This window comes from Mesorhizobium sp. M7A.F.Ca.MR.176.00.0.0, from assembly GCF_004023165.1.
In the GTDB taxonomy this organism is placed as follows: domain Bacteria; phylum Pseudomonadota; class Alphaproteobacteria; order Rhizobiales; family Rhizobiaceae; genus Mesorhizobium.
The window spans coordinates 38,382-57,052 of record NZ_RZTC01000008.1; the positions used below are offsets into that span (position 1 = coordinate 38,382).

Annotated in this window: 15 protein-coding genes; 4 read left to right on the forward strand and 11 right to left on the reverse strand. The window is 63.6% G+C overall.

What is annotated here, in order from left to right:
• Positions 1-77 precede the first annotated feature (77 nt).
• The gene (locus EOB59_RS05000; protein ID WP_128287806.1) at positions 78-968 is read right to left on the reverse strand and encodes a LysR family transcriptional regulator; all 891 of its coding nucleotides are present in this window, start codon (positions 966-968) and stop codon (positions 78-80) included.
• Between the two features lie 278 nt (positions 969-1,246).
• Between EOB59_RS05000 and EOB59_RS05005 the strand changes: the two genes are divergently transcribed.
• The 3 genes from EOB59_RS05005 to EOB59_RS05015 are packed head-to-tail and all read left to right on the forward strand — an operon-like array spanning position 1,247 to position 5,847.
• On the forward strand, positions 1,247-4,177 hold the full coding sequence (locus EOB59_RS05005) for a molybdopterin oxidoreductase family protein (protein WP_164895581.1): 2,931 nt from the start codon (positions 1,247-1,249) through the stop codon (positions 4,175-4,177).
• On the forward strand, positions 4,174-4,908 hold the full coding sequence (locus EOB59_RS05010; protein WP_127807947.1) for a 4Fe-4S dicluster domain-containing protein: 735 nt from the start codon (positions 4,174-4,176) through the stop codon (positions 4,906-4,908). Before EOB59_RS05005 ends, EOB59_RS05010 begins: the two co-directional genes overlap by 4 nt.
• 3 nt (positions 4,909-4,911) lie before the next feature.
• The gene (locus EOB59_RS05015; protein ID WP_128287807.1) at positions 4,912-5,847 is read left to right on the forward strand and encodes a DmsC/YnfH family molybdoenzyme membrane anchor subunit; all 936 of its coding nucleotides are present in this window, start codon (positions 4,912-4,914) and stop codon (positions 5,845-5,847) included.
• A gap of 6 nt (positions 5,848-5,853) precedes the next feature.
• Here EOB59_RS05015 and pdeM read toward each other — a convergent pair whose 3' ends face one another.
• The 5 genes from pdeM to EOB59_RS05040 all read right to left on the reverse strand — a co-directional run bounded on the left by pdeM (position 5,854) and on the right by EOB59_RS05040 (position 11,996).
• On the reverse strand, positions 5,854-6,570 hold the full coding sequence (pdeM, locus tag EOB59_RS05020) for a ligase-associated DNA damage response endonuclease PdeM (RefSeq protein WP_128287808.1): 717 nt from the start codon (positions 6,568-6,570) through the stop codon (positions 5,854-5,856).
• Positions 6,567-9,116: a ligase-associated DNA damage response DEXH box helicase gene (locus EOB59_RS05025; protein ID WP_128287832.1), complete on the reverse strand. Its 2,550-nt coding sequence runs from the start codon at positions 9,114-9,116 to the stop codon at positions 6,567-6,569. Before EOB59_RS05025 ends, pdeM begins: the two co-directional genes overlap by 4 nt.
• Positions 9,117-9,317: 201 nt before the next feature.
• On the reverse strand, positions 9,318-10,178 hold the full coding sequence (locus EOB59_RS05030) for an NlpC/P60 family protein (protein WP_128287809.1): 861 nt from the start codon (positions 10,176-10,178) through the stop codon (positions 9,318-9,320).
• A 30-nt stretch (positions 10,179-10,208) separates the two neighbouring features.
• A complete protein-coding gene (locus EOB59_RS05035) occupies positions 10,209-10,559 on the reverse strand; it encodes a MarR family winged helix-turn-helix transcriptional regulator (protein WP_013533675.1) in 351 nt (116 codons plus the stop codon).
• A 72-nt stretch (positions 10,560-10,631) separates the two neighbouring features.
• Entirely contained in the window at positions 10,632-11,996 is a 1,365-nt protein-coding gene (locus tag EOB59_RS05040; protein WP_128287810.1) for a M17 family metallopeptidase, read from the reverse strand.
• A 116-nt stretch (positions 11,997-12,112) separates the two neighbouring features.
• Here EOB59_RS05040 and EOB59_RS05045 point away from each other — a divergent pair, with 116 nt between their 5' ends.
• Positions 12,113-12,934, forward strand: coding sequence for a tetratricopeptide repeat protein (locus EOB59_RS05045; RefSeq protein ID WP_127327785.1), 822 nt, complete (start codon positions 12,113-12,115; stop codon positions 12,932-12,934).
• 87 nt (positions 12,935-13,021) lie between these two features.
• Here the strand turns inward: EOB59_RS05045 and EOB59_RS05050 are convergent, their stop codons facing one another.
• From EOB59_RS05050 to EOB59_RS05070, 5 genes are read right to left on the reverse strand one after another with little or no spacing between them, the layout of a single operon-like run.
• On the reverse strand, positions 13,022-14,044 hold the full coding sequence (locus tag EOB59_RS05050) for a type II secretion system F family protein (protein ID WP_127807951.1): 1,023 nt from the start codon (positions 14,042-14,044) through the stop codon (positions 13,022-13,024).
• A gap of 9 nt (positions 14,045-14,053) precedes the next feature.
• Complete coding sequence (locus tag EOB59_RS05055; RefSeq protein WP_127807952.1) at positions 14,054-15,067, reverse strand: type II secretion system F family protein; 1,014 nt, start codon at positions 15,065-15,067, stop codon at positions 14,054-14,056.
• A 29-nt stretch (positions 15,068-15,096) separates the two neighbouring features.
• Complete coding sequence (locus tag EOB59_RS05060; RefSeq protein WP_128287811.1) at positions 15,097-16,596, reverse strand: CpaF family protein; 1,500 nt, start codon at positions 16,594-16,596, stop codon at positions 15,097-15,099.
• Positions 16,597-16,625: 29 nt separating this feature from the next.
• Positions 16,626-17,909: a CpaE family protein gene (locus EOB59_RS05065; protein WP_128287812.1), complete on the reverse strand. Its 1,284-nt coding sequence runs from the start codon at positions 17,907-17,909 to the stop codon at positions 16,626-16,628.
• A 25-nt stretch (positions 17,910-17,934) separates the two neighbouring features.
• Positions 17,935-18,669, reverse strand: coding sequence for a CpaD family pilus assembly protein (locus tag EOB59_RS05070; protein WP_128287813.1), 735 nt, complete (start codon positions 18,667-18,669; stop codon positions 17,935-17,937).
• Positions 18,670-18,671 lie beyond the last annotated feature (2 nt).

Below are 18,671 nucleotides of genomic sequence, written 5' to 3' on the forward strand. Positions count from 1 at the left end.
GTACTTTAAGTACGCTCCGCTCCGGTTCTCGGCATCAGCCATTTTCGACTCGGCCTGACCTGAATCTCAGCGAACCCTCACCGTTGATCCGACGTACCCAGATGCGCCTTGAGCGCCATCTGGGCCAGGCTTGCCTGGCGATCGCGATGGGTGATCATGGCGAAGTCGCGTTTCGGCAGTTGGAGCGGCACCGACCTCAGACTGCCTTCGGCCACGGCGCGTGCCACGACAAGCTCGGAAATGATGGTGGCGCCGGCCCCCGCCTCGACGGCCTGGCGAATAGCTTCATTGCTCGGCAGCACCAGGAATATCTGGAGGTCGGCGAGCGAAATCCCTTCGTGGCGCGCCAGATCCTCCAGCACCTCGCGCGTGCCCGAACCACCCTCACGGATGATCCAGCGCAGGCCCTTGATGTCAGGGCGGCCGGGCGCGACTTCGGGGATCTCCGGATGCGCGCTGGCAACCACCAGGATCAGCCTGTCGACGTCGACCTTGGTGCGGCGCAATATGTCGGACTCGGTGCGCCCCTCCACCAGGCCGAGATCCGCCGCGCCATCGAGGACATTGGCCTCGACCTGCCTGGTGTTGCCGATGGAGACGCTCAGCCTGACGGCCGGATAGGCTTCGTGGAAGGAAGCCAGCCGGCGCGGCAGCCAGTAGCTGGCGATGGTCTGGCTGGCTGCGATCGAGAGGCTGCCGGTGACGGTCTGCGAGACATGCTCCAGCACATTGCGCGCGGCGGCGGCCCGCTCGAGCACGGCCTTGGCCTCGGGCAGGAACCGGTGGCCGGTCTGGGCAAGCTCGATGTTGCGGCCGACGCGGTTGAACAGGTGGACGCCGTGCTGTTCTTCAAGCGCCCGGATGGCGGCCGATGCGGCCGACTGCGAAATGCCCAGCAATTCAGCCGCCTTGGTCATATGGCCGCGCTCGGCGACGGCGACGAAAATGCGCAACTGGTCCAGGGTCATGTCTGTATTAAGAACCAATATCGATCGAATTTACAAGAACAACTGATTAGACGGATCGATAGCTTTATTCTAAGTTTCCTCGTGAAGTTAGAAAAAATTCGCCGAGAGATCGCAGAGAGCAGAATGATCGGGCGGTTCAGATCCCTGCTTGCGCATTGGACCCGCGGCATAAGACGGCGGCTGGCCGGCGATCGCTACCACCCGGAAGAGCATTACATGCGCGGCCCCGGACCGAAGACGCGGGCCAAATCCATGGGCCGTACAGGCGCCACCGGATCATGATGCAGGGACCGCCGCGCGGCGCGAATTCGGCACCATCGCAACGCCCGCTTGCCGACACGCGGGCGCCTGACGAAGGCGACGGCGTCGACACCTCGCCTGATGTTTCCGACAGCATCGCCAAGACGACCTGCTACATGTGCGCCTGCCGCTGCGGCATCGACGTGCACATCAAGGATGGCAAGGTCCGCTACATCAACGGCAACAAGGACCATCCGGTCAATCGCGGCGTGATCTGCGGCAAAGGCAGCTCCGGCATCATGCAGCACTACAGTCCGGCAAGGCTGAAGAAGCCCTTGCTGCGCAGCGGGCCGCGCGGCTCCGGCGAGTTCCGCGAGATCGCGTGGGAAGAGGCGTTTTCGATCGCGACGGAACGGCTCTCGGCCATCCGCCGGACCGATCCCAGGAAGCTGGCCTTCTTCACCGGCCGCGATCAATCCCAATCCTTGACCGGCTGGTGGGCGAGCCAGTTCGGCACGCCGAACTTTGCCGCCCATGGCGGCTTCTGTTCGGTCAACATGGCGGCCGGTGGTCTCTATACGATCGGCGGTTCGTTCTGGGAGTTCGGTGAGCCCGACTGGGACAACACCCGGTATTTCATGCTGTTCGGGGTCGCCGAGGATCACGATTCCAACCCGATCAAGATCGGCCTCGGCAAACTCAAGGCGCGCGGCGCCAAGGTCGTCTCGATCAACCCGTGCCGCACCGGCTACAATGCCATTGCAGACGACTGGATCGGCATTCGGCCCGGCACCGATGGGCTGTTCGTGTTCGCCCTCATTCACGAATTGCTCAAGGCGGGCCGCGTCGATCTCGACTATCTGCTGCGCTACACCAATGCCCATGTTCTCGTCGTGCAGGAGCCGGGTGCCGCCGATGACGGGCTGTTCGTGCGCGACGCCGACGGAAATCCGCTGGCCTGGGACAGGGTGGCGAAGACGCCTGTCGGCGCCACCGATGCCGGTGCGAAGCCGGCACTGACGGGCAGCTTCACGATCGGCGGGCGCCACAGCGTCCCGGTGTTCCAGCTCATCGCCGACCGCTACCTCGATGAGAGCTATGCGCCGGACGCGGTCGCCGAGCGCTGCGGCATTGCCGCCGATACGATCCGCAGGATCGCCGCCGAACTTGCGCATGTCGCCTTCGAACAGACGATCGAGTTGCCGATCGCGTGGACCGATTGGGCCGGGCGCCGGCACGAGACGATCAAGGGGCGGCCTGTCTCGATGCACGCCATGCGCGGCATCTCGGCCCATTCGAACGGCTTTCACACCTGCCGCGCCATCCATCTCCTCCAGGTGTTGCTGGGCACGGTGGATGTCCCTGGCGGCTTCCGTTTCAAGCCGCCCTACCCCCGCTCCGCTCCGCCCGGTCCCAAGCCAGCCGGCAAGACCGTCAAGCCGATGACGCCGCTTGACGGCATGCCGCTCGGTTTCGTCTGTGGGCCGGACGATCTTTTGGTCGATGAGGCCGGCACGCCGCTTCGCATCGACAAGGCCTATTCCTGGGACGCACCGCTGGCGGCACACGGCCTGATGCACACCGTCATCCGCAATGCCTGGGACGGCGACCCGTACCCGATCGATACACTGATGATGTATATGTCGAACATGGCGTGGAATTCCTCGATGAACACCGTCGAGACAATCGCCATGCTGACCGACCATGACGATGCGGGCAACTACAAGATCCCCTTCATCATCTATTCCGATGCCTATTATTCCGAGACCGTGCCGTTCGCCGACCTCGTGCTGCCCGACACCACCTATCTTGAGCGGCATGACTGCATCAGCCTGCTCGACCGGCCGATCAGCCATGCCGACGGACCCGGCGACGCCATCCGCCATCCCGTCGTCGAACCTGATCGCGACGTCCGGCCGTTCCAGTCGGTGCTGATCGAACTCGGCGCGCGGCTCGGCCTGCCCGGTTTCATCAATGAGGACGGCGCGGCCCAGTACCGCGATTATGCCGACTACATCGTCAACCATGAGCGCACGCCCGGCATCGGCCCGCTCGCCGGCTGGCGCGGCAAGGATGGGACCTCGACCGGCAGGGGCGAGGCCAACCCGGACCAGCTGCAGCGCTACATCGACAATGGCGGCTTCTGGCACCACGATTTCGCCGACGACCAGCGCTACTACAAGATGGCCAACCGCTCTTATCTCGATTTTGCGGTGCAGATGGGCTTTATCCCCAAGGCCGAGCCGATCGTCTTCCAGCTCTATTCCGAGCCGCTGCAGCGTTTCCGTCTGGCCGCGCGTGGGCACGGTCGCGTCTTGCCGCCGGCGGCTGATCGCCAGCGCATCGAGACCTTTATGGACCCGCTGCCGTTCTGGTACATGCCCTTCGAGGAAGCGGTCGTCGACCTTGGAAAATATCCGCTGCATGCGCTGACGCAGCGGCCGATGCATATGTACCATTCCTGGGGATCGCAGAATGCGTGGCTGCGGCAAATCACCAGCCAGAATCGGCTGTTCGTGCATCACCGGACGGCAGCTGGCCTCGGCTTGGTCGATGACGACTGGGTGTGGATCGAGAGCATCAACGGCAAAGTGAAGGGGCAGATCAAGCTGATCGACGGGGTGAACGAAAGCACGGTCTGGACCTGGAACGCCATCGGCAAAAGGCGCGGCAGCTGGGGGCTGAAGGACGATGCGGCGGAATCCAACCGCGGCTTCCTGCTCAACCACATCATCGGCGACCAGACCTCGGCCGACGCTCAGGGCAAACGCTATTCGAATTCCGATCCGGTCACCGGCCAGGCGGCGTGGTTCGATTTACGCGTGCGCATCGTCAAATGCGCAGCGGAAGAAGCCGGCTTCACCGAGCCGCAGTTCGAACGTTTCCAGCAGCCGCCGCATTTCGAACCGTCGCCCGACAGACTGACTTTCGGCGCTGAATTCCGCCGGGCAAGAGAGGCGGCAAAATGACATGTCTGCCAAGTCAAAGCGGCAAGAAGCTCGGCCTCGTCATCGATCTCGATACCTGCGTCGGCTGCCAGGCCTGTGTCACCGCCTGCAAGGAATGGAACACCGGCGGCCACATGGCGCCGCTGACCGACATCGACCCCTATGGCGGCCATGTCGACGGCGTCTGGTTCAACCGCGTGCACGCTTACGAGCACACCACCGAGATGGGCGGACGGACGGTGAACTTCCCGCGCTCCTGCCTGCATTGCGAGACGCCGGCCTGCGTCACCGTCTGCCCGACCGGCGCCTCCTACAAGCGGGCCTCGGACGGCATCGTGCTGATCGACGAGGACAAGTGCATCGGCTGCAAATTGTGCAGCTGGGCCTGTCCTTACGGTGCACGCGAATTCGACACCGATGTCAGGGTGATGAAGAAGTGCACGCTGTGCGTCGACCGCATCTACAATGACAATCTGGCCGAGGAAGACCGCGTGCCGGCCTGCGTCGCCGCTTGCCCGACCAGCGCCCGGCATTTCGGCGACCTAGGCGATCCCCTGTCGGCTGTCTCGCAACTGGTGGCGGAGCGTGGCGGCGTCGACCTGATGCCTGAGCTCGGCTATCGCCCAACCAACAAATATCTGCCGCCGCGCGCCCACAGCAAGCGCGCCGCATCGGTGGCCGCGCCGGCATTGGAACCGGTGCGGGCCGAAGGCGGTTTCCTCGGCTGGGTCGACCGCATGCTTTCGAACTAGCCCATGCATCCGGCCTTCTCCGTCGTGTTCTTCACCACCGCCACCGGTGCGGGCTACGGCCTGCTCGCGCTGCTGGGCGTGCTCGGAGGCTTCCAGTTCATCCCCCCCGATTTCTGGCTGGGCTTCATCGGCATGGGGCTGGCACTCGGCCTGATCGTGGCCGGCCTGTTGTCCTCAACGGGTCATCTCGGCCGCCCCGAACGCGCCTGGCGGGCGTTCTCGCAGTGGCGCAGCTCATGGCTGTCGCGCGAAGGCGTCGCCTCGGTCATCACTTTCATTCCGGCGGGACTGTTCGGCATCGGTTGGATATTCTTCGGTAAGACCGATGGCTGGGCCGGCATCGCCGGATCTCTGGCCGCCATCGGCGCAATCATCACCGTCTGCACCACCGGCATGATCTATGCGTCGCTGAAGCCGATCGCCCAATGGCACAGCCACTTCACCCTGCCCGGCTACCTCATCTTTTCGGCGATGACCGGCAGCGTGCTGCTGAACGCGCTGCTGCAGGGCTTTGCGCTTGGTTCGAAGGTGCAGCTGGCGGCTTGCCTGCTGCTGACCTTGTTCGGCTGGGGCTGGAAGCTGGCGACCTGGCGCCACAACGACCAACTGGAAATCCCGACCACCGCCAACACCGCGACGGGGCTGGTCGGCGGCACGGTGCGGTCGCTGGAATGGCCGCATACCGAGGAGAATTATCTGCTCAAGGAAATGGGCTTTCGCATCGCGCGCAAGCACGGCGCGCGGCTGCGCCAGATCACGCAGCTTCTGGCCTTCGCGTTGCCCTTGGGGGTGCTCGCCATTGTGTTCGCCCTGCCATGGCCGCTGGCAGCGTTGCTGTCGGTACTTGCTGCTGCAATCCAGTTCGCCGGCATGCTGGTCGAACGTTGGCTGTTCTTCGCCGAGGCGAAGCACACGGTTACGCTCTACTATGGCAGGTAAGGCTGTTTAGCCCGGCCGCAGCATCGAGCCGGAAATGGCAAAGATGCGTTGGGCGCCCAGCATATAAGCCATCAGCGTGTCCAGCCGGAACAGCCCGGCATAGGCGCGGTCGAGCACGTTGAGCGAACCGGTATAGGCGCCGAAGGCCGGCATGATCATGCGGCCGCCATCGCCGGCAAAGCAGCGCCGCCTCACCGAGCGTCCCTGCTGGACTATGCGGGCGCAGGGATGCAGATGGCCCGCTATTTCGCCTTCGACACGCTGCTTCGACGGCTCATGCCGGAACAGCAGCGAGCCTATAGCAAGTTCACGCACCGTTTCGCCGGGGAGATCGGCTGGCGCTTCCGGGTCATGGTTGCCGGCGACCCAGAACCAGTCTCGGCCTGATATCAGCGCTTCCAGCCGCTCGCGGAAGCTTGCATGCATACGCTGGGCGCCGCCGCCATCGTGAAAGCTGTCGCCCAGGCTGATGACGATCGACGGCTGGTAGTCTGATATCACGGCCTGAAGCCGCAACAAGGTCGCGCCGCTGTCGTAGGGCGGGATCAGCGTGCCGCGGCGTGCCAGCGACGAACCCTTTTCCAGATGCAGGTCGGACACGGCCAGAAGCCGCAGATCCGGAAAATAAAGCACGCCGCGCGGGTCGCAGACGGCGCGCTCGCCTGATATGCCGACAAGGTCGGCCTCGGCAATCAGCGATGTGCGCGCCAGCGAAAAATTCATTCCTCAGCCATTTCCGGCCCCATGGCCTCCTCGACCAAAGTCGCCGCATCCATCAAAAGCGTTTCATCGGCTTCGCCATGGACCGGCATCTTGCCGATCTCGAGCATGATCGGCACGGCGAGCGGCGATATCTGTTCGAGTGCCTTATGCACGATTCGACCCTGGATGCGCGAGAGCATGTCGGCAAGTCTGCTGACATCGAGCAGGCCGGTGGCCGCATCGGCACGTGTCGCCTGAAGCAGGATGTGGTCCGGTTCATGGCTGCGCAGCACGTCGTAGATCAGGTCGGTCGAGACCGTGACCTGGCGACCACTCTTTTCCTGGCCCGGATGGCGTTTCTCGATCAACCCCGAAATCAGCGCGCAATTGCGGAAGGTGCGTTTGAGAAGCCAGCTGTCGGCCAGCCAGGCTTCGAGGTCATCGCCCAGCATATCCTGGTCGAAAAGGGCGCCAAGCGAGGGCTTCCTTGCTTTGAACATCGCGCCCATGTCGCCCAATGACCATATCGCCAGCGCATAGTCGGTGGCGACAAAGCCGAGCGGCCTGGCTCCTGCCCTGTCGAGACGGCGGGTGAGCAGCATGCCGAGCGTCTGGTGCGCCAGCCTGCCCTCGAACGGATAAGCCACCAGATAATGGCGGTTGCCTCGTGGAAAGGTCTCGATCAGCAGGTCATCGCGTTTGGGCAGCACCGATTTGTCGGCCTGGAATCGCAGCCAGTCGGCGACCTGCTCGGGCAGCTTCTTCCATCGCTGCGGGTCGTCCAGCATGATGCGGACCTGTTCGGCGAGATAGGTCGAAAGCGGGAACTTGCCGCCACCATAGTAAGGCACCTTGGCATCGCTGCCGGGCGCGTTCGAGACGAAGCATTCATTCTCGCGGATGCCTTCGAAGCGGAGAACCTTGCCGGCGAACATGAAGGTGTCGCCATGCGTTAGCGTTTCGAGGAAGGCCTCCTCGATCTTGCCGAGAACCCTGCCGCCGCGCGACGCCGCGCCCTTGCTGCCCGCTTGCACATAGCGCACGTTAAGCGCCGGCACCTCGATGATGGTGCCGACATTCAGCCGGTATTGCTGGGCGATACGAGGATTGGACACCCGCCAGAACCCATCCTTGTTCAGGCGTATGCGGGCGTAGCGCTCGTAATTCTTGAGCGCATAGCCGCCGGTGGCGACGAAATCGATGACGCGGTCGAATGTCGTCCGGTCGAGGCTGACATAGGGCGCAGCCGTACGCACTTCCTCGAACAGGTCATCGGCACGGAATGGCGCGCCGCAGGCGCAGCCGAGCACATGCTGGGCCAGCACATCGAGCCCGCCATCGATCAAGGGAGGCGTGTCCTGCGCGCCGAGATAGTTGGCGTCGAGGGCGGCCCGGCATTCCAGCACCTCGAAGCGATTGGCGGGAATGAGGATCGCCTTGGACGGCTCGTCCATGCGGTGGTTGGCGCGGCCGATGCGCTGCGCCAGCCGGCTCGCCCCCTTCGGCGCACCGACATGCACAACCAGATCGACATCGCCCCAGTCGATGCCGAGGTCGAGCGTCGAGGTGGCGACGATGGCGCGCAGTGCGTTTTCCCCCATCGCCTTTTCGGCGCGCCGGCGCTGGGCGACGTCGAGCGAACCGTGGTGCAGCGCGATCGGCAAAGTGTCCTCGTTGACCCGCCACAATTCCTGGAACAGCAACTCCGCCTGGCTGCGCGTGTTCACGAACAGCAGGGTCGTCTTGTGGCGCTTGATCTCGCGATAGATTTCCGGCGTGGCGTAGCGCGCGGAATGTCCCGCCCAAGGCACGCGCTCTTCGGAATCGAGGATGGAAATCTCCGGTTTAGCTCCCCCGGTGACGACGATCAGTTCGGCCATGCTATGGCCGGTCGGACCCTTGGGCGGATTCTGGCTGACCAGCCAGCGCCGCAACTCGTCCGGTTCGGCCACCGTCGCTGACAGGCCGATCGTCTGCAGGCCGGGGACAAAGCTGCGCAGCCGCGCCAGGCCGAGCGCCAGCAGATGCCCGCGTTTCGACGTCACCAGCGAGTGCAACTCGTCGAGCACGACGTAGCGCAGATCCTCGAAGAAGCGTCTTGCATCGCCTGCCGCAATCAGCAGCGCCAGTTGCTCGGGCGTGGTCAGCAGGATGTCGGGCGGCACCAGCTTCTGGCGCTGGCGCTTGTGGGCGGGAGTGTCGCCGGTGCGCGTCTCGATGGTGACGGGAAGGCCGATTTCCTCCACCGGCCTGCCGAGATTGCGCTCAATATCGACGGCAAGCGCCTTCAGCGGCGAGATGTAGAGCGTGTGGATACCGCGACGCGCCTGGCCCGGCTTTCTCTTGGGCCGGTTGGCCAGTTCAGTGAGCGAAGGCAGGAACCCGGCCAGCGTCTTGCCGGCACCGGTCGGCGCAATCAGCAGGACTGATTGCCCGGCCTGGGCTTTCGCCAGAAGTTCGATCTGATGGGCGCGCGGCGACCAGCCTTTCTCGCCAAACCATCTGAGGAATGGTTCGGGCAGGGCCACGGCGGCATTCTGTTCGGCAAGGCGCGGCTGCTCTGTCACCCGCCAGAGGTAGCGCGACGGCACGCGAACGCCAAGGAAAATCGGAACAAAAGGTGATCGAGGTGAGCTTTCCTCGCCCCGTTTACGGGGAGAGGATGCCGGCAGGCAGGTGAGGGGCAGCGCGAACCTTCAAATGCTGGCACTGCCCCTCATCCGCCCTTCGGGCACCTTCTCCCCGTGAACGGGGCGAAGGAAGAAAGGCTACGGCCTCCTGAACCCGGTCGGACCGCCGTAAAGATATCCGATGCGGACGACGGCGTCCTTCAGTCCTTCGCGCGACACCAGCATGGTGTGGCCGTTGGCGTGGATCATCGTGTCGGCGTCGGTCATGACGGCGACATGGCCCTTCCAGAACACCAGATCGCCGCGTCGCAACCCGGAGAAATCAGGTCCCGGTTCGAGCGGCTCGCCAAGTGTCGCCGCCTGCATGTCGGAATCGCGCAGCACGTCTCTGCCGGCCATGCGCATCGCCAATTGCACCAGACCCGAACAGTCGATGCCGAAACCGGAAGTGCCACCCCAGAGATAGGGCGTGCCGAGAAACGCTTCGGCAACTGCGACATAGTCGGAGGCAGCTTCACTGAGCGGCCGCAGATGACCTGCAATCAGCGTCTCCCCGGAAGGCAGGACCGCATAGTGCGTACCGCGTGTCTCGGCGGCCTCCGTCACCGTCACCGTCGATCCCATCGACAATTGTCCGGCGATTGGAAAGCGCAGATCCGGCCCGGGGTAGAGGAAGGTGCGCGGCACGCAGACGATGTGCGTCGGCGCATGGTCCCGTTTGCCCAGCATCGTGTCGGCGACGTAGCCGACATAGCCGTCGCGTTCGGCCTGGACCCACGCCCAGCCCTCAGCGACATCGAAGACCAGGACATCGTCGCCGAACAGCGCTTGCGTGTTGACGCCGGCGTCCGGCCGCGGCGCCTTGCGCATATCGGCCACTGACGCGGTGACCCGCGCCGGCCGGCCGGCGACGAAGCGCTCGGCGGTGACCTCGCCCTTCAGCCTTGCATCGGCGAGGTCGGAGCGAAAAGCGTGAAGGCGGGCATCCCTGGCAGTCAAATCGAACACTCTGTTGAAAAGGTAATGCGCTCACATCGGCAGTTCGAGCGCCTTGGCGATGATACCATCGCCGAAGCGCTCGACAAAGAGCGCGCCCTCGACCGTGCGCCTGATCAGCACATTGCGCTTGTCGAGTTCATCGCGGTGACGCGAAACGAGTTTCAAAGCGCCCATCGTGTCCAGGGCGCGGGTGATCACCGGCTTGGTGACATTGAGGCGCGCGGCGAGCCCGCGCACGGTGTGTGGTGGCGGGTCGAGATAGATGGTGAACAGGATCGCCGTCTGGCGCATGGTCAGATCGGGCGCGTCGTCGCGCACCTGTGACAGCATCACTTGCTGCCACAGTCGCAAGGCCTGGCTCGGGCGCATAGCAATCGACATCGCGCCAGCATGACGGCAAATTGTTTCGGTTCCGTTTCAGTGAGGCAATTTTGCCGGCTCCGCCTGCAACCGTCAGCCGTAGCGTTTCGCAATGATCCGCTCCAAGGCGCGGATGCCTTGTGCCTCGCCGCCGGCGGGGCCATGCGGGCGATCGGCCGGGTTCCAGGCGAAGATGTCGAAATGCGCCCAGCCCGCGGTCTTTTCGACGAAGCGCTTGAGGAACAGCGCCGCCGTGATCGAGCCGGCGAAACCATCCGGAGTGACATTGTTGATGTCGGCGATCTTCGACGACAGTTTTGCATCGTAGGGCCGCCACAGCGGCATGCGCCACAGAGGGTCCTCGGCCGCGACGGAAGCCGCCGCAAGGTCGGATGCCAGCGTTTCGTCGCCGGTATAGAACGGTGGCAGATCGGGGCCGAGCGCGACACGAGCAGCCCCGGTCAGCGTCGCCATGTCGACCAGAAGCTGCGGCTCCTCCTCGTCGGCCAGCGCCAGCGCATCGGCCAGCACCAGCCGCCCCTCGGCATCCGTATTGCCGATCTCGACAGTGATGCCCTTGCGGCTCGCAAGCACATCTCCGGGCCGGAAGGCGTTGCCGGCAATCGAATTCTCAACCGCGGGAATGAGCACGCGCAGCCGCACATTCAGCCCGGCAGCCATGATCATCGAGGCGAGGCCAAGGACATTGGCAGCACCGCCCATGTCCTTTTTCATCAGCAGCATCCCGGACGATGGCTTGATGTCGAGACCGCCCGTGTCGAAGCAGACGCCCTTGCCGACCAGGGTCACCTTCGGCGCCCCTTGCTGCCCCCATCGCATATCGATCAAGCGCGGCGCGCCGGCCGACGCACGGCCGACAGCATGGATCATCGGGAAATTCCGGTCGAGGAGATCGTCACCCTTGACCACCGAGACTTCGGCCTTGTGCCTGGCGGCCAGGGTCCGCACCGCCTGCTCCAAATCTTCTGGACCCATATCGCTGGTCGGCGTGTTGACCAGATCGCGTGTCAGGAAGACGCCACCGGCGATGCGGCCTACGCGCCCGCCATCGACGCCTGCCGGCAGACCGAAGCGCAGCGCCTTGCCTGGCTTCTTGCCGTAACGGGTGAAGACATAGCCGCCGAGCAGCAGCGCGGTCGCCGCGAGGTCCGGCTCGGCCGGCGCCGAGGCGAAATGCCAGTCGCCTTCCGGCAAGGCTTTCGACAGCGCGCCAAAGGCGAGCGCGCCTTCGCCATCGCCGATACCAAACAAGGCGCCGCCGAGCGCCCCGTTTTCGCCGGGCACGACCAGCGTCCTGCCTGCCTCGCCGGAAAAGCCGTTGGCCCTGGCCCAGACGACAGCGGCCGGCGCAAGGCCGGCCGCGTCCAGACCGTCCCTGGCGACCAGATGGACCGGCAGCGCGCCCGGCAATGTCTTCCCGACGAGTTCGACAGGCATGCGATGTTCTCCGTGTGAGTCGCCGTTCTTAACCGTCCGTTAGGGTTAACAGAATATTTCTGCGGGAGGGAAGACGGCCACGCAATGGCCGCGCATGAATGGAGGCTTAGGTGGCCATGCCGACCAACCGCAGGATCAACGCCAGGGGAAAACGGCTCATCACCACGGCCCTTGTGCTGGCGCTGGCGGCGGGCGTCGCCGGCTGCGGAACCGACAAGATCTCCACCGGCTCTATCGCACGCACCAGCGGCAAACCGCTGGAAAGCATGTCGGCCGGGGAACTGCACAATGCCACCGGCGCACTCGGCCAATCCTACGCGAAGAACCCCAACGACAAGCGGATCGCGACGAATTATGCGGCGGCATTGCAGATGGATGGCGACGCCGATCAGTCGCTGGCCGTGATGCGCAAGCTCGCCATCGCTTTGCCCAAGGATCGTGACGTTCTTGCCTCCTACGGCAAGGCGCTGGCCGCCAATGGCCAGTTCGAGGCGGCACTCGACGCCGTGCGCCGCGCTCAAACACCGGAATATCCCGACTGGAAGCTGGTGTCGGCCGAAGCGGCCATCCTCGACCAGACCGGCCAGAAGGACGATGCGCGCCAGCTTTACCGCAAGGCGCTCGACCTCAAGCCGAACGAGCCTTCCGTGCTCTCCAATCTTGGCATGTCGTATGTGCTGGAAGGTGACCTGCGCACCGCCGAAACCTATATGCGCTCGGCCGCGCAGCAGCCGAATGCGGACAGCCGCGTCCGCCAGAACCTGGCACTGGTCGTCGGCCTGCAAGGCCGTTTCGACGAGGCCGAGAAGATCGCCTCGCAGGAACTGTCGCCCGAACAGGCGCAGGCAAATGTCGCCTATCTCAGGCAGATGCTGGCCCAGCAGAATGCCTGGAGCCAGCTCAAGGACCAGGACAAGCCGAAATCCGCGACCAACTGAGACCACAATCCCACCAACCTCAAACGAAGAAGCCGCGCTGCATGCGCGGCTTCTTCGTTTGAGGGAATGCAGGAATTTGCCTTACCGCTACTGGGCGTTTGTTGCCGGCGCCGCATGATCGCCGAAGATACCGCGCTGGCTGACCTGAATGCCGGCGGGACCCAGGATGATGGCGAAGAGCACCGGCAGGAAAAACAGGATCATCGGCACTGTGAGCTTTGGCGGCAGGGCGGCCGCCTTCTTCTCGGCCGCATTCATGCGCATGTCGCGGCTTTCGGCGGCAAGCACGCGCAGTGCATGCGCCACCGGCGTGCCGTAACGCTCGGCCTGGACGAGCGCCTGCGACACCGACTTGACCGAATCCAGCCCGGTGCGGCTTGCCAGGTTCTCGTAGGCCTGCTTGCGCTCCGGCAGATAGGAAAGCTCGGCGTTGGTGAGGATGAACTCTTCCGCCAGCGCCACCGATTGCGCGCCGATCTCGTCGGCGACCTTGCGCAGTGCCGCTTCCACCGACATGCCCGATTCGACGCAGATCAGCATCAGATCGAGCCCATCCGGCCATGCCATCTGGATCGACTGCTTGCGCTTGGTGGCGCGGTTGTTGACGTAGATGACTGGCGCGTAGAAGCCGCCGTAAGCAACGAGGACGCAGACGAACAGCCTGATGACCAATGGCTTGTCGGGCAGTCCTCCGAGCGCGAAGATGTAGATTGCGGCCAGCGCGAAACCGACGAAAGGAAGTACGAGACGGAAGAAAAGAAACCGCGTCAGCGGATTCTGTCCACGAAAGCCGGCCACCTTGAGTTTCTGCAAGGTGCCTTCATCGGCGAGCGCGCGTCTCAGATCCAGCCGGTCGACAATGTTGCGCATGCCGACCGACTGTTCCTCGCGCAAGCCCTTGCGACGGCGGTCGGCCTCGACCGCAAGCCGGGCGCGCTGTTGCGCACGCAGTTCGTCGCGTTCCAGCGCAACGGATTTCATGCGTGATTTGAGCTGGTTTCCGCCAAACGCCGGAAGCAAGGTGAAGACGGTCGCAAACACCGCTATCGCGACCAGCATCGCGATCAGGAAGCTCGGATCCGTCAGGGTCTTGATGACTTGCTCGGTCATGCCAGCATCCTAGACTTCGAAGTTCATCATCTTGCGCATCACCAGGATGCCGATCGACATCCAGACCGCAGAGCAACCAAGGATCAGGTTTCCGACGCTGGTGTTGAAGAGCGGCATCAGGTAGGCCGGGCTCGACAGGTAGACGAGAAAGGCGACGATGAAGGGCAGCGCACCAATGATCGCGGCGGACGCCTTCGCTTCCATCGACAGCGCCGCGACCTTGGCTTTCATCTTCTTGCGATCGCGAAGCACGCGCGAAAGATTGCCCAGCGCCTCGGAGAGATTGCCGCCGGCCTGCGACTGTATCTGGATAACGATGCCGAAGAAGCTTGCCTCGGTGCAAGGCATGGTTTCAGGCATGCGCAAGGTCGCGTCGGGGATAGAGAGGCCCATCTGCTGTGAATCGACGATGCGGCGAAACTCGGTCTTCACGGGTTCGGGCGATTCGTTGGCGATCAGGCGCACGGCGTCGTTCAGCGGCAGGCCGGATTTGACCGCGCGCACGATGATGTCGAGCGCGTTTGGAAATTCGTTGAGGAATGCCTTGACCCGGCGGGCGCGACGAAACGTGACGAACCAGCGCGGCAGGCCCAGCCCCCCGGCCAACAGCACGCCCGGCAAGGCGATCAGCGGGGCTCCGGCCACAAAGGCGACAATCGTCAAAACGATGCCGCATACGGCGGAGTATATATAGAAACGCTCGATGGTGGTCTTGAGGCCGGCTTGGCGAAGCTGGGCTTTCAGCGGCGGTTTCTTGACGCGGCTGTCCTTGGTTTTCTGCTTGGCGTCGAGTTCGTTGAGCGAATCCTGAACCGATTTGCGCCGCTTGACGGCTTCCGCCACGCGGTCACGCGAGGCCTTGACGACGGAGCGATCCGTCTCGGCGGTCCTGATCGTTTCGAGCCGCTTGCCGACCTGTTTCTCGTTGCTGATCCGGGTGAACAGAAATGCATAGGCGACGGCGCCGGCGCTGAAGCCGGCGAGCACGACAAACGCCAGTACTGTGCCGTCAATTCCAAACATTGGCCCGAACCCTTACACCCCAGCATGCGTCAGTCAGCGCGTTTCTCCATCGCCTCAAGCGCAATGGCGAGACGCTGCTCCTCGCCGTAATAGCGTGCACGCTCCCAGAAATGCGGACGGCCGATGCCCGTCGATACGTGCTCACCCAACAGCCTGCCGTTGGCGTCCTCACCCTTGATGTTGTAAAGGACGATATCCTGCGTGATGATGACGTCGCCTTCCATCCCGATCACCTCGGTGATGTGGGTGATGCGGCGCGATCCGTCGCGCAGGCGCGCCGCCTGGATGATCACGTCGATGGAACCGACGACGATTTCGCGCACTGTCTTCTGCGGCAGCGAATAGCCGCCCATGGCAATCATGGATTCGATACGGTTCAGGCATTCGCGCGGGCTGTTCGAGTGGATCGTGCCCATCGAGCCGTCATGGCCGGTGTTCATCGCCTGCAGAAGATCGAACACCTCGGGTCCGCGCACTTCGCCGACGATGATGCGCTCTGGCCGCATGCGCAGACAGTTCTTGACCAGGTCGCGCATCGTCACCTCACCCTCGCCCTCCAGATTGGGCGGGCGGGTTTCGAGGCGCACCACATGCGGCTGCTGCAATTGCAGCTCGGCCGAGTCTTCGCAGGTGATGACGCGCTCCTCGCGGTCGATATAGTTGGTCAGGCAATTGAGCAGCGTGGTCTTGCCCGAACCGGTGCCGCCCGAGATCACGATGTTGCAGCGAACACGACTGATGATCTTGAGAACTTCGGCGCCCTGCGGCGAGATGGCGCCGAACTTGACCAGCTGATCGAGCGTCAGCTTGTCCTTCTTGAATTTGCGGATGGTGAGCGTGGCGCCATCGATGGAGAGTGGCGGCGCGATGACGTTGACGCGGGAGCCGTCGGGAAGGCGCGCGTCGCAGATCGGGCTGGATTCGTCGACGCGGCGGCCAACCTGGCTGACGATACGCTGGCAGATGTTGAGGAGCTGCTGGTTGTCACGAAAGCGGATACCGGTCTGTTCGACCTTGCCGTTGACTTCGATGTAGACGTTCCTGGAGCCGTTGACCATGATGTCGGCGATGTCGTCACGGGCGAGCAGCGGCTCGAGCGGCCCATAGCCGAGCACGTCGTTGCAGATGTCCTCGAGCAGCTCTTCCTGCTCGGCGATCGTCATTGCGAAGTTCTTGATCGCGATGATGTCGTTGACGATATCGCGGATTTCCTCGCGCGCGCTTTCAGGGTCAAGCTTGGAAAGCTGCGACAGATCGATGGTGTCGATGAGCGCGGAGAAGACCTGGCTCTTGGTATCGTAATAAGTTTCGCTCTTTTCGCGCTGTGCCCGCTTCGGCTCAGGCGCCAATGGCGGTGCCTCGACCGCACGGCGCGCCGGCGGCGTGACAGGCGCGCTTGGCGCCGCGGGCCGGGTCAGAACCGCCGTGTCCATGGAACTTGCAGCCGGCGGCGCAACAGGCGCCGGTGCTGGCTGGCGAAATTCCGGCGTGAACCGGTTGCCGTCGTCGCTGCCTCTTTTACCAAACATGATCGACTACCGATTCCACTGCTGAAGCGTCACTTCTTGTTGCGCGAGAGCTTGCCGAGCAGGCTGCCGAGCCCGGCCTTCTTCTTGGCCTTGATTTCGCTGCGCCCGGTCAGCACATGCGCCATTTCGTTGATCATCGCGACAACCGGGTTCTTCGCATCCATTTCGCCAAGCATGCGTCCGTTGTTGGCGGCATTGCCGAACAGCAACGGATCAAAAGCAATGACCGACATCGGCGACAGGCCGAGCGGCTCGGCGAAATCGGACGGCGAAATCTCCGGGCGCTTCGGCACGCCGGCCTGGTTGATGATCAGCTTGGGCGGCGGATCATTGGGACGAAGCCGCTTGAGCATATCGACGAGGTTCTTGGTGTTGCGCAGATTGGCGAGTTCCGGTGTCGCGGTGATGACGATCTCGTCGGCCTTGACCAGGGTGTTCTTGGTCCAGCCCGTCCAGGCATGCGGGACGTCGAGCACCAGAAGCGGCACGCTGCGCTGGGCGGTGTCGATGAGCTGCGCGAAGGCCTCGGGATCGAAATCATAGACCCGTTCGAGCGTCGAAGGCGCGGCGAGCAGCGACAGATGCTCGGCGCACTGGGTCAGCAGCCGGTCGAGATAGACTTCATCGATGCGTTCCGGTGAAAACACCGCCTCGGCGATGCCTTGCGCCGGATCCTGGTCGAAATTGATGTTGGCGGTGCCGAAAGCCAGATCGAGATCGGCGACGACCACTTCGGATTTGAACAGGGAGGACATCGCCCAAGCCACATTGTGGGCGATCGTCGAGGAGCCGACACCGCCCTTGGCGCCGACGAAGGCGATCGAGCGGCCGAGCGGCTCGGCTTCCGGATCGATGAAAATCGACGACACCACACTGACGATGTCGGCCATCGAGACCGGAGCGATCACATATTCGGAAATGCCGTTGCGGATGAGTTCCCGGTAGAGGCCGACATCATTGTAGTGGCCGATCACCACCACCTTCGACGTCGGATCGCAATATTCCGAAAGCTGGGCGAGTTGTTCCAGCAATTGCTTGGGCTCGCTGCGCGATTCCAGCAGGATCAGGTTGGGCGTCGGCGCCGATTGGTAGAATTCGATGGCAGTGGGGACGCCGCCCATATGGACCTTGAGATGCGCCTTCGTCATGCGGCGGTCCTCGCCGGCGCGCTCGACCGGGTTGGCAACACCCTCGGTCTCGCAGAATGCCTGGATCGAAATGCGCGGGATCGGCCGCAACGCCTGCATCGCGGCGATGTCCTGCTGCGAGGTATCGCTGCCGTCTACAGGAGTGTCATAGGCCAGATTGTTCATGTTCGTGTACTCCGAACTGCGATCGTTAGTAGCTAACTTCGCCTTCTGCTTCCCAATCAAAGAAGGGTTGATTTCGGTACCCATCGATGACTTTCCCACGCTGCTCGGCGTCGATAGGTGCCTGCTTGCGCGGTCCGAGCAGGTCGGCCGGATTGGCCATCTGGGCGGCGAGGTTGTTCTGATACGAGCAGCCGAAATCGGCGTAGTGCTTGTTTTCCGAGGTCTCCACCAGATCTTCGGGCCAACGCCCGCATTTGTCGGTCTGAGCTTTCACCGAGATATAGGCGACGCGAATCGGGGCCGAGGCTTCGGCGGAAGCGGACTGATAAGAGGTCATGACAATCCGGTTGCGCTTGATGCCGCTGGCAACCGCCAGCCTGACAAAATCGCGGCTGGCAGCGGCCGCCGCGATCTCGTTGGCCGAACCGACAGGGATAGCGATCGTCAGCGCCGGAGCGGCGCTCCTGTCGTAGCCGTCGAGAAAGCCCGAAAGCGTGTCACGCTGAGAGCCCGTCATGCCACGGTCACCGGCGCCCACCGGCAGGTCTATCTTCTGGTTCTTCTCGGCGATCACGATCGGATGGTTGGTGCGATAATCGTCCGGGATGGCGCCCACCGTGATGCTGTCGCGCTGGGCGCAGCCGGCGAGCAGCGCCGCCACCGCAACCGCCAGGACAGGAACGAACCGCCGGTAGACCCGCGAGCGGCCAAAGCGCATCGGTGCGGCGATGGTGCTTGCCTTCAATGCTGACTGAGACATGT

Excerpts from the sequence above, each read along its gene's own strand:
- pdeM (WP_128287808.1), bottom strand. The coding sequence starts at position 6,570 with ATGAATTTTTCGCTGGCGCGCACATCGCTGATTGCCGAGGCCGACCTT.
- EOB59_RS05040 (WP_128287810.1), bottom strand. The coding sequence starts at position 11,996 with ATGCCTGTCGAACTCGTCGGGAAGACATTGCCGGGCGCGCTGCCGGTC.
- EOB59_RS05000 (WP_128287806.1), bottom strand. The coding sequence starts at position 968 with ATGACCCTGGACCAGTTGCGCATTTTCGTCGCCGTCGCCGAGCGCGGC.
- EOB59_RS05070 (WP_128287813.1), bottom strand. The coding sequence starts at position 18,669 with ATGTCTCAGTCAGCATTGAAGGCAAGCACCATCGCCGCACCGATGCGC.
- EOB59_RS05060 (WP_128287811.1), bottom strand. The coding sequence starts at position 16,596 with ATGTTTGGTAAAAGAGGCAGCGACGACGGCAACCGGTTCACGCCGGAA.
- EOB59_RS05015 (WP_128287807.1), top strand. The coding sequence starts at position 4,912 with ATGCATCCGGCCTTCTCCGTCGTGTTCTTCACCACCGCCACCGGTGCG.
- EOB59_RS05065 (WP_128287812.1), bottom strand. The coding sequence starts at position 17,909 with ATGAACAATCTGGCCTATGACACTCCTGTAGACGGCAGCGATACCTCG.
- EOB59_RS05010 (WP_127807947.1), top strand. The coding sequence starts at position 4,174 with ATGACATGTCTGCCAAGTCAAAGCGGCAAGAAGCTCGGCCTCGTCATC.
- EOB59_RS05045 (WP_127327785.1), top strand. The coding sequence starts at position 12,113 with ATGCCGACCAACCGCAGGATCAACGCCAGGGGAAAACGGCTCATCACC.
- EOB59_RS05035 (WP_013533675.1), bottom strand. The coding sequence starts at position 10,559 with ATGTCGATTGCTATGCGCCCGAGCCAGGCCTTGCGACTGTGGCAGCAA.
- EOB59_RS05005 (WP_164895581.1), top strand. The coding sequence starts at position 1,247 with ATGATGCAGGGACCGCCGCGCGGCGCGAATTCGGCACCATCGCAACGC.
- EOB59_RS05055 (WP_127807952.1), bottom strand. The coding sequence starts at position 15,067 with ATGTTTGGAATTGACGGCACAGTACTGGCGTTTGTCGTGCTCGCCGGC.
- EOB59_RS05050 (WP_127807951.1), bottom strand. The coding sequence starts at position 14,044 with ATGACCGAGCAAGTCATCAAGACCCTGACGGATCCGAGCTTCCTGATC.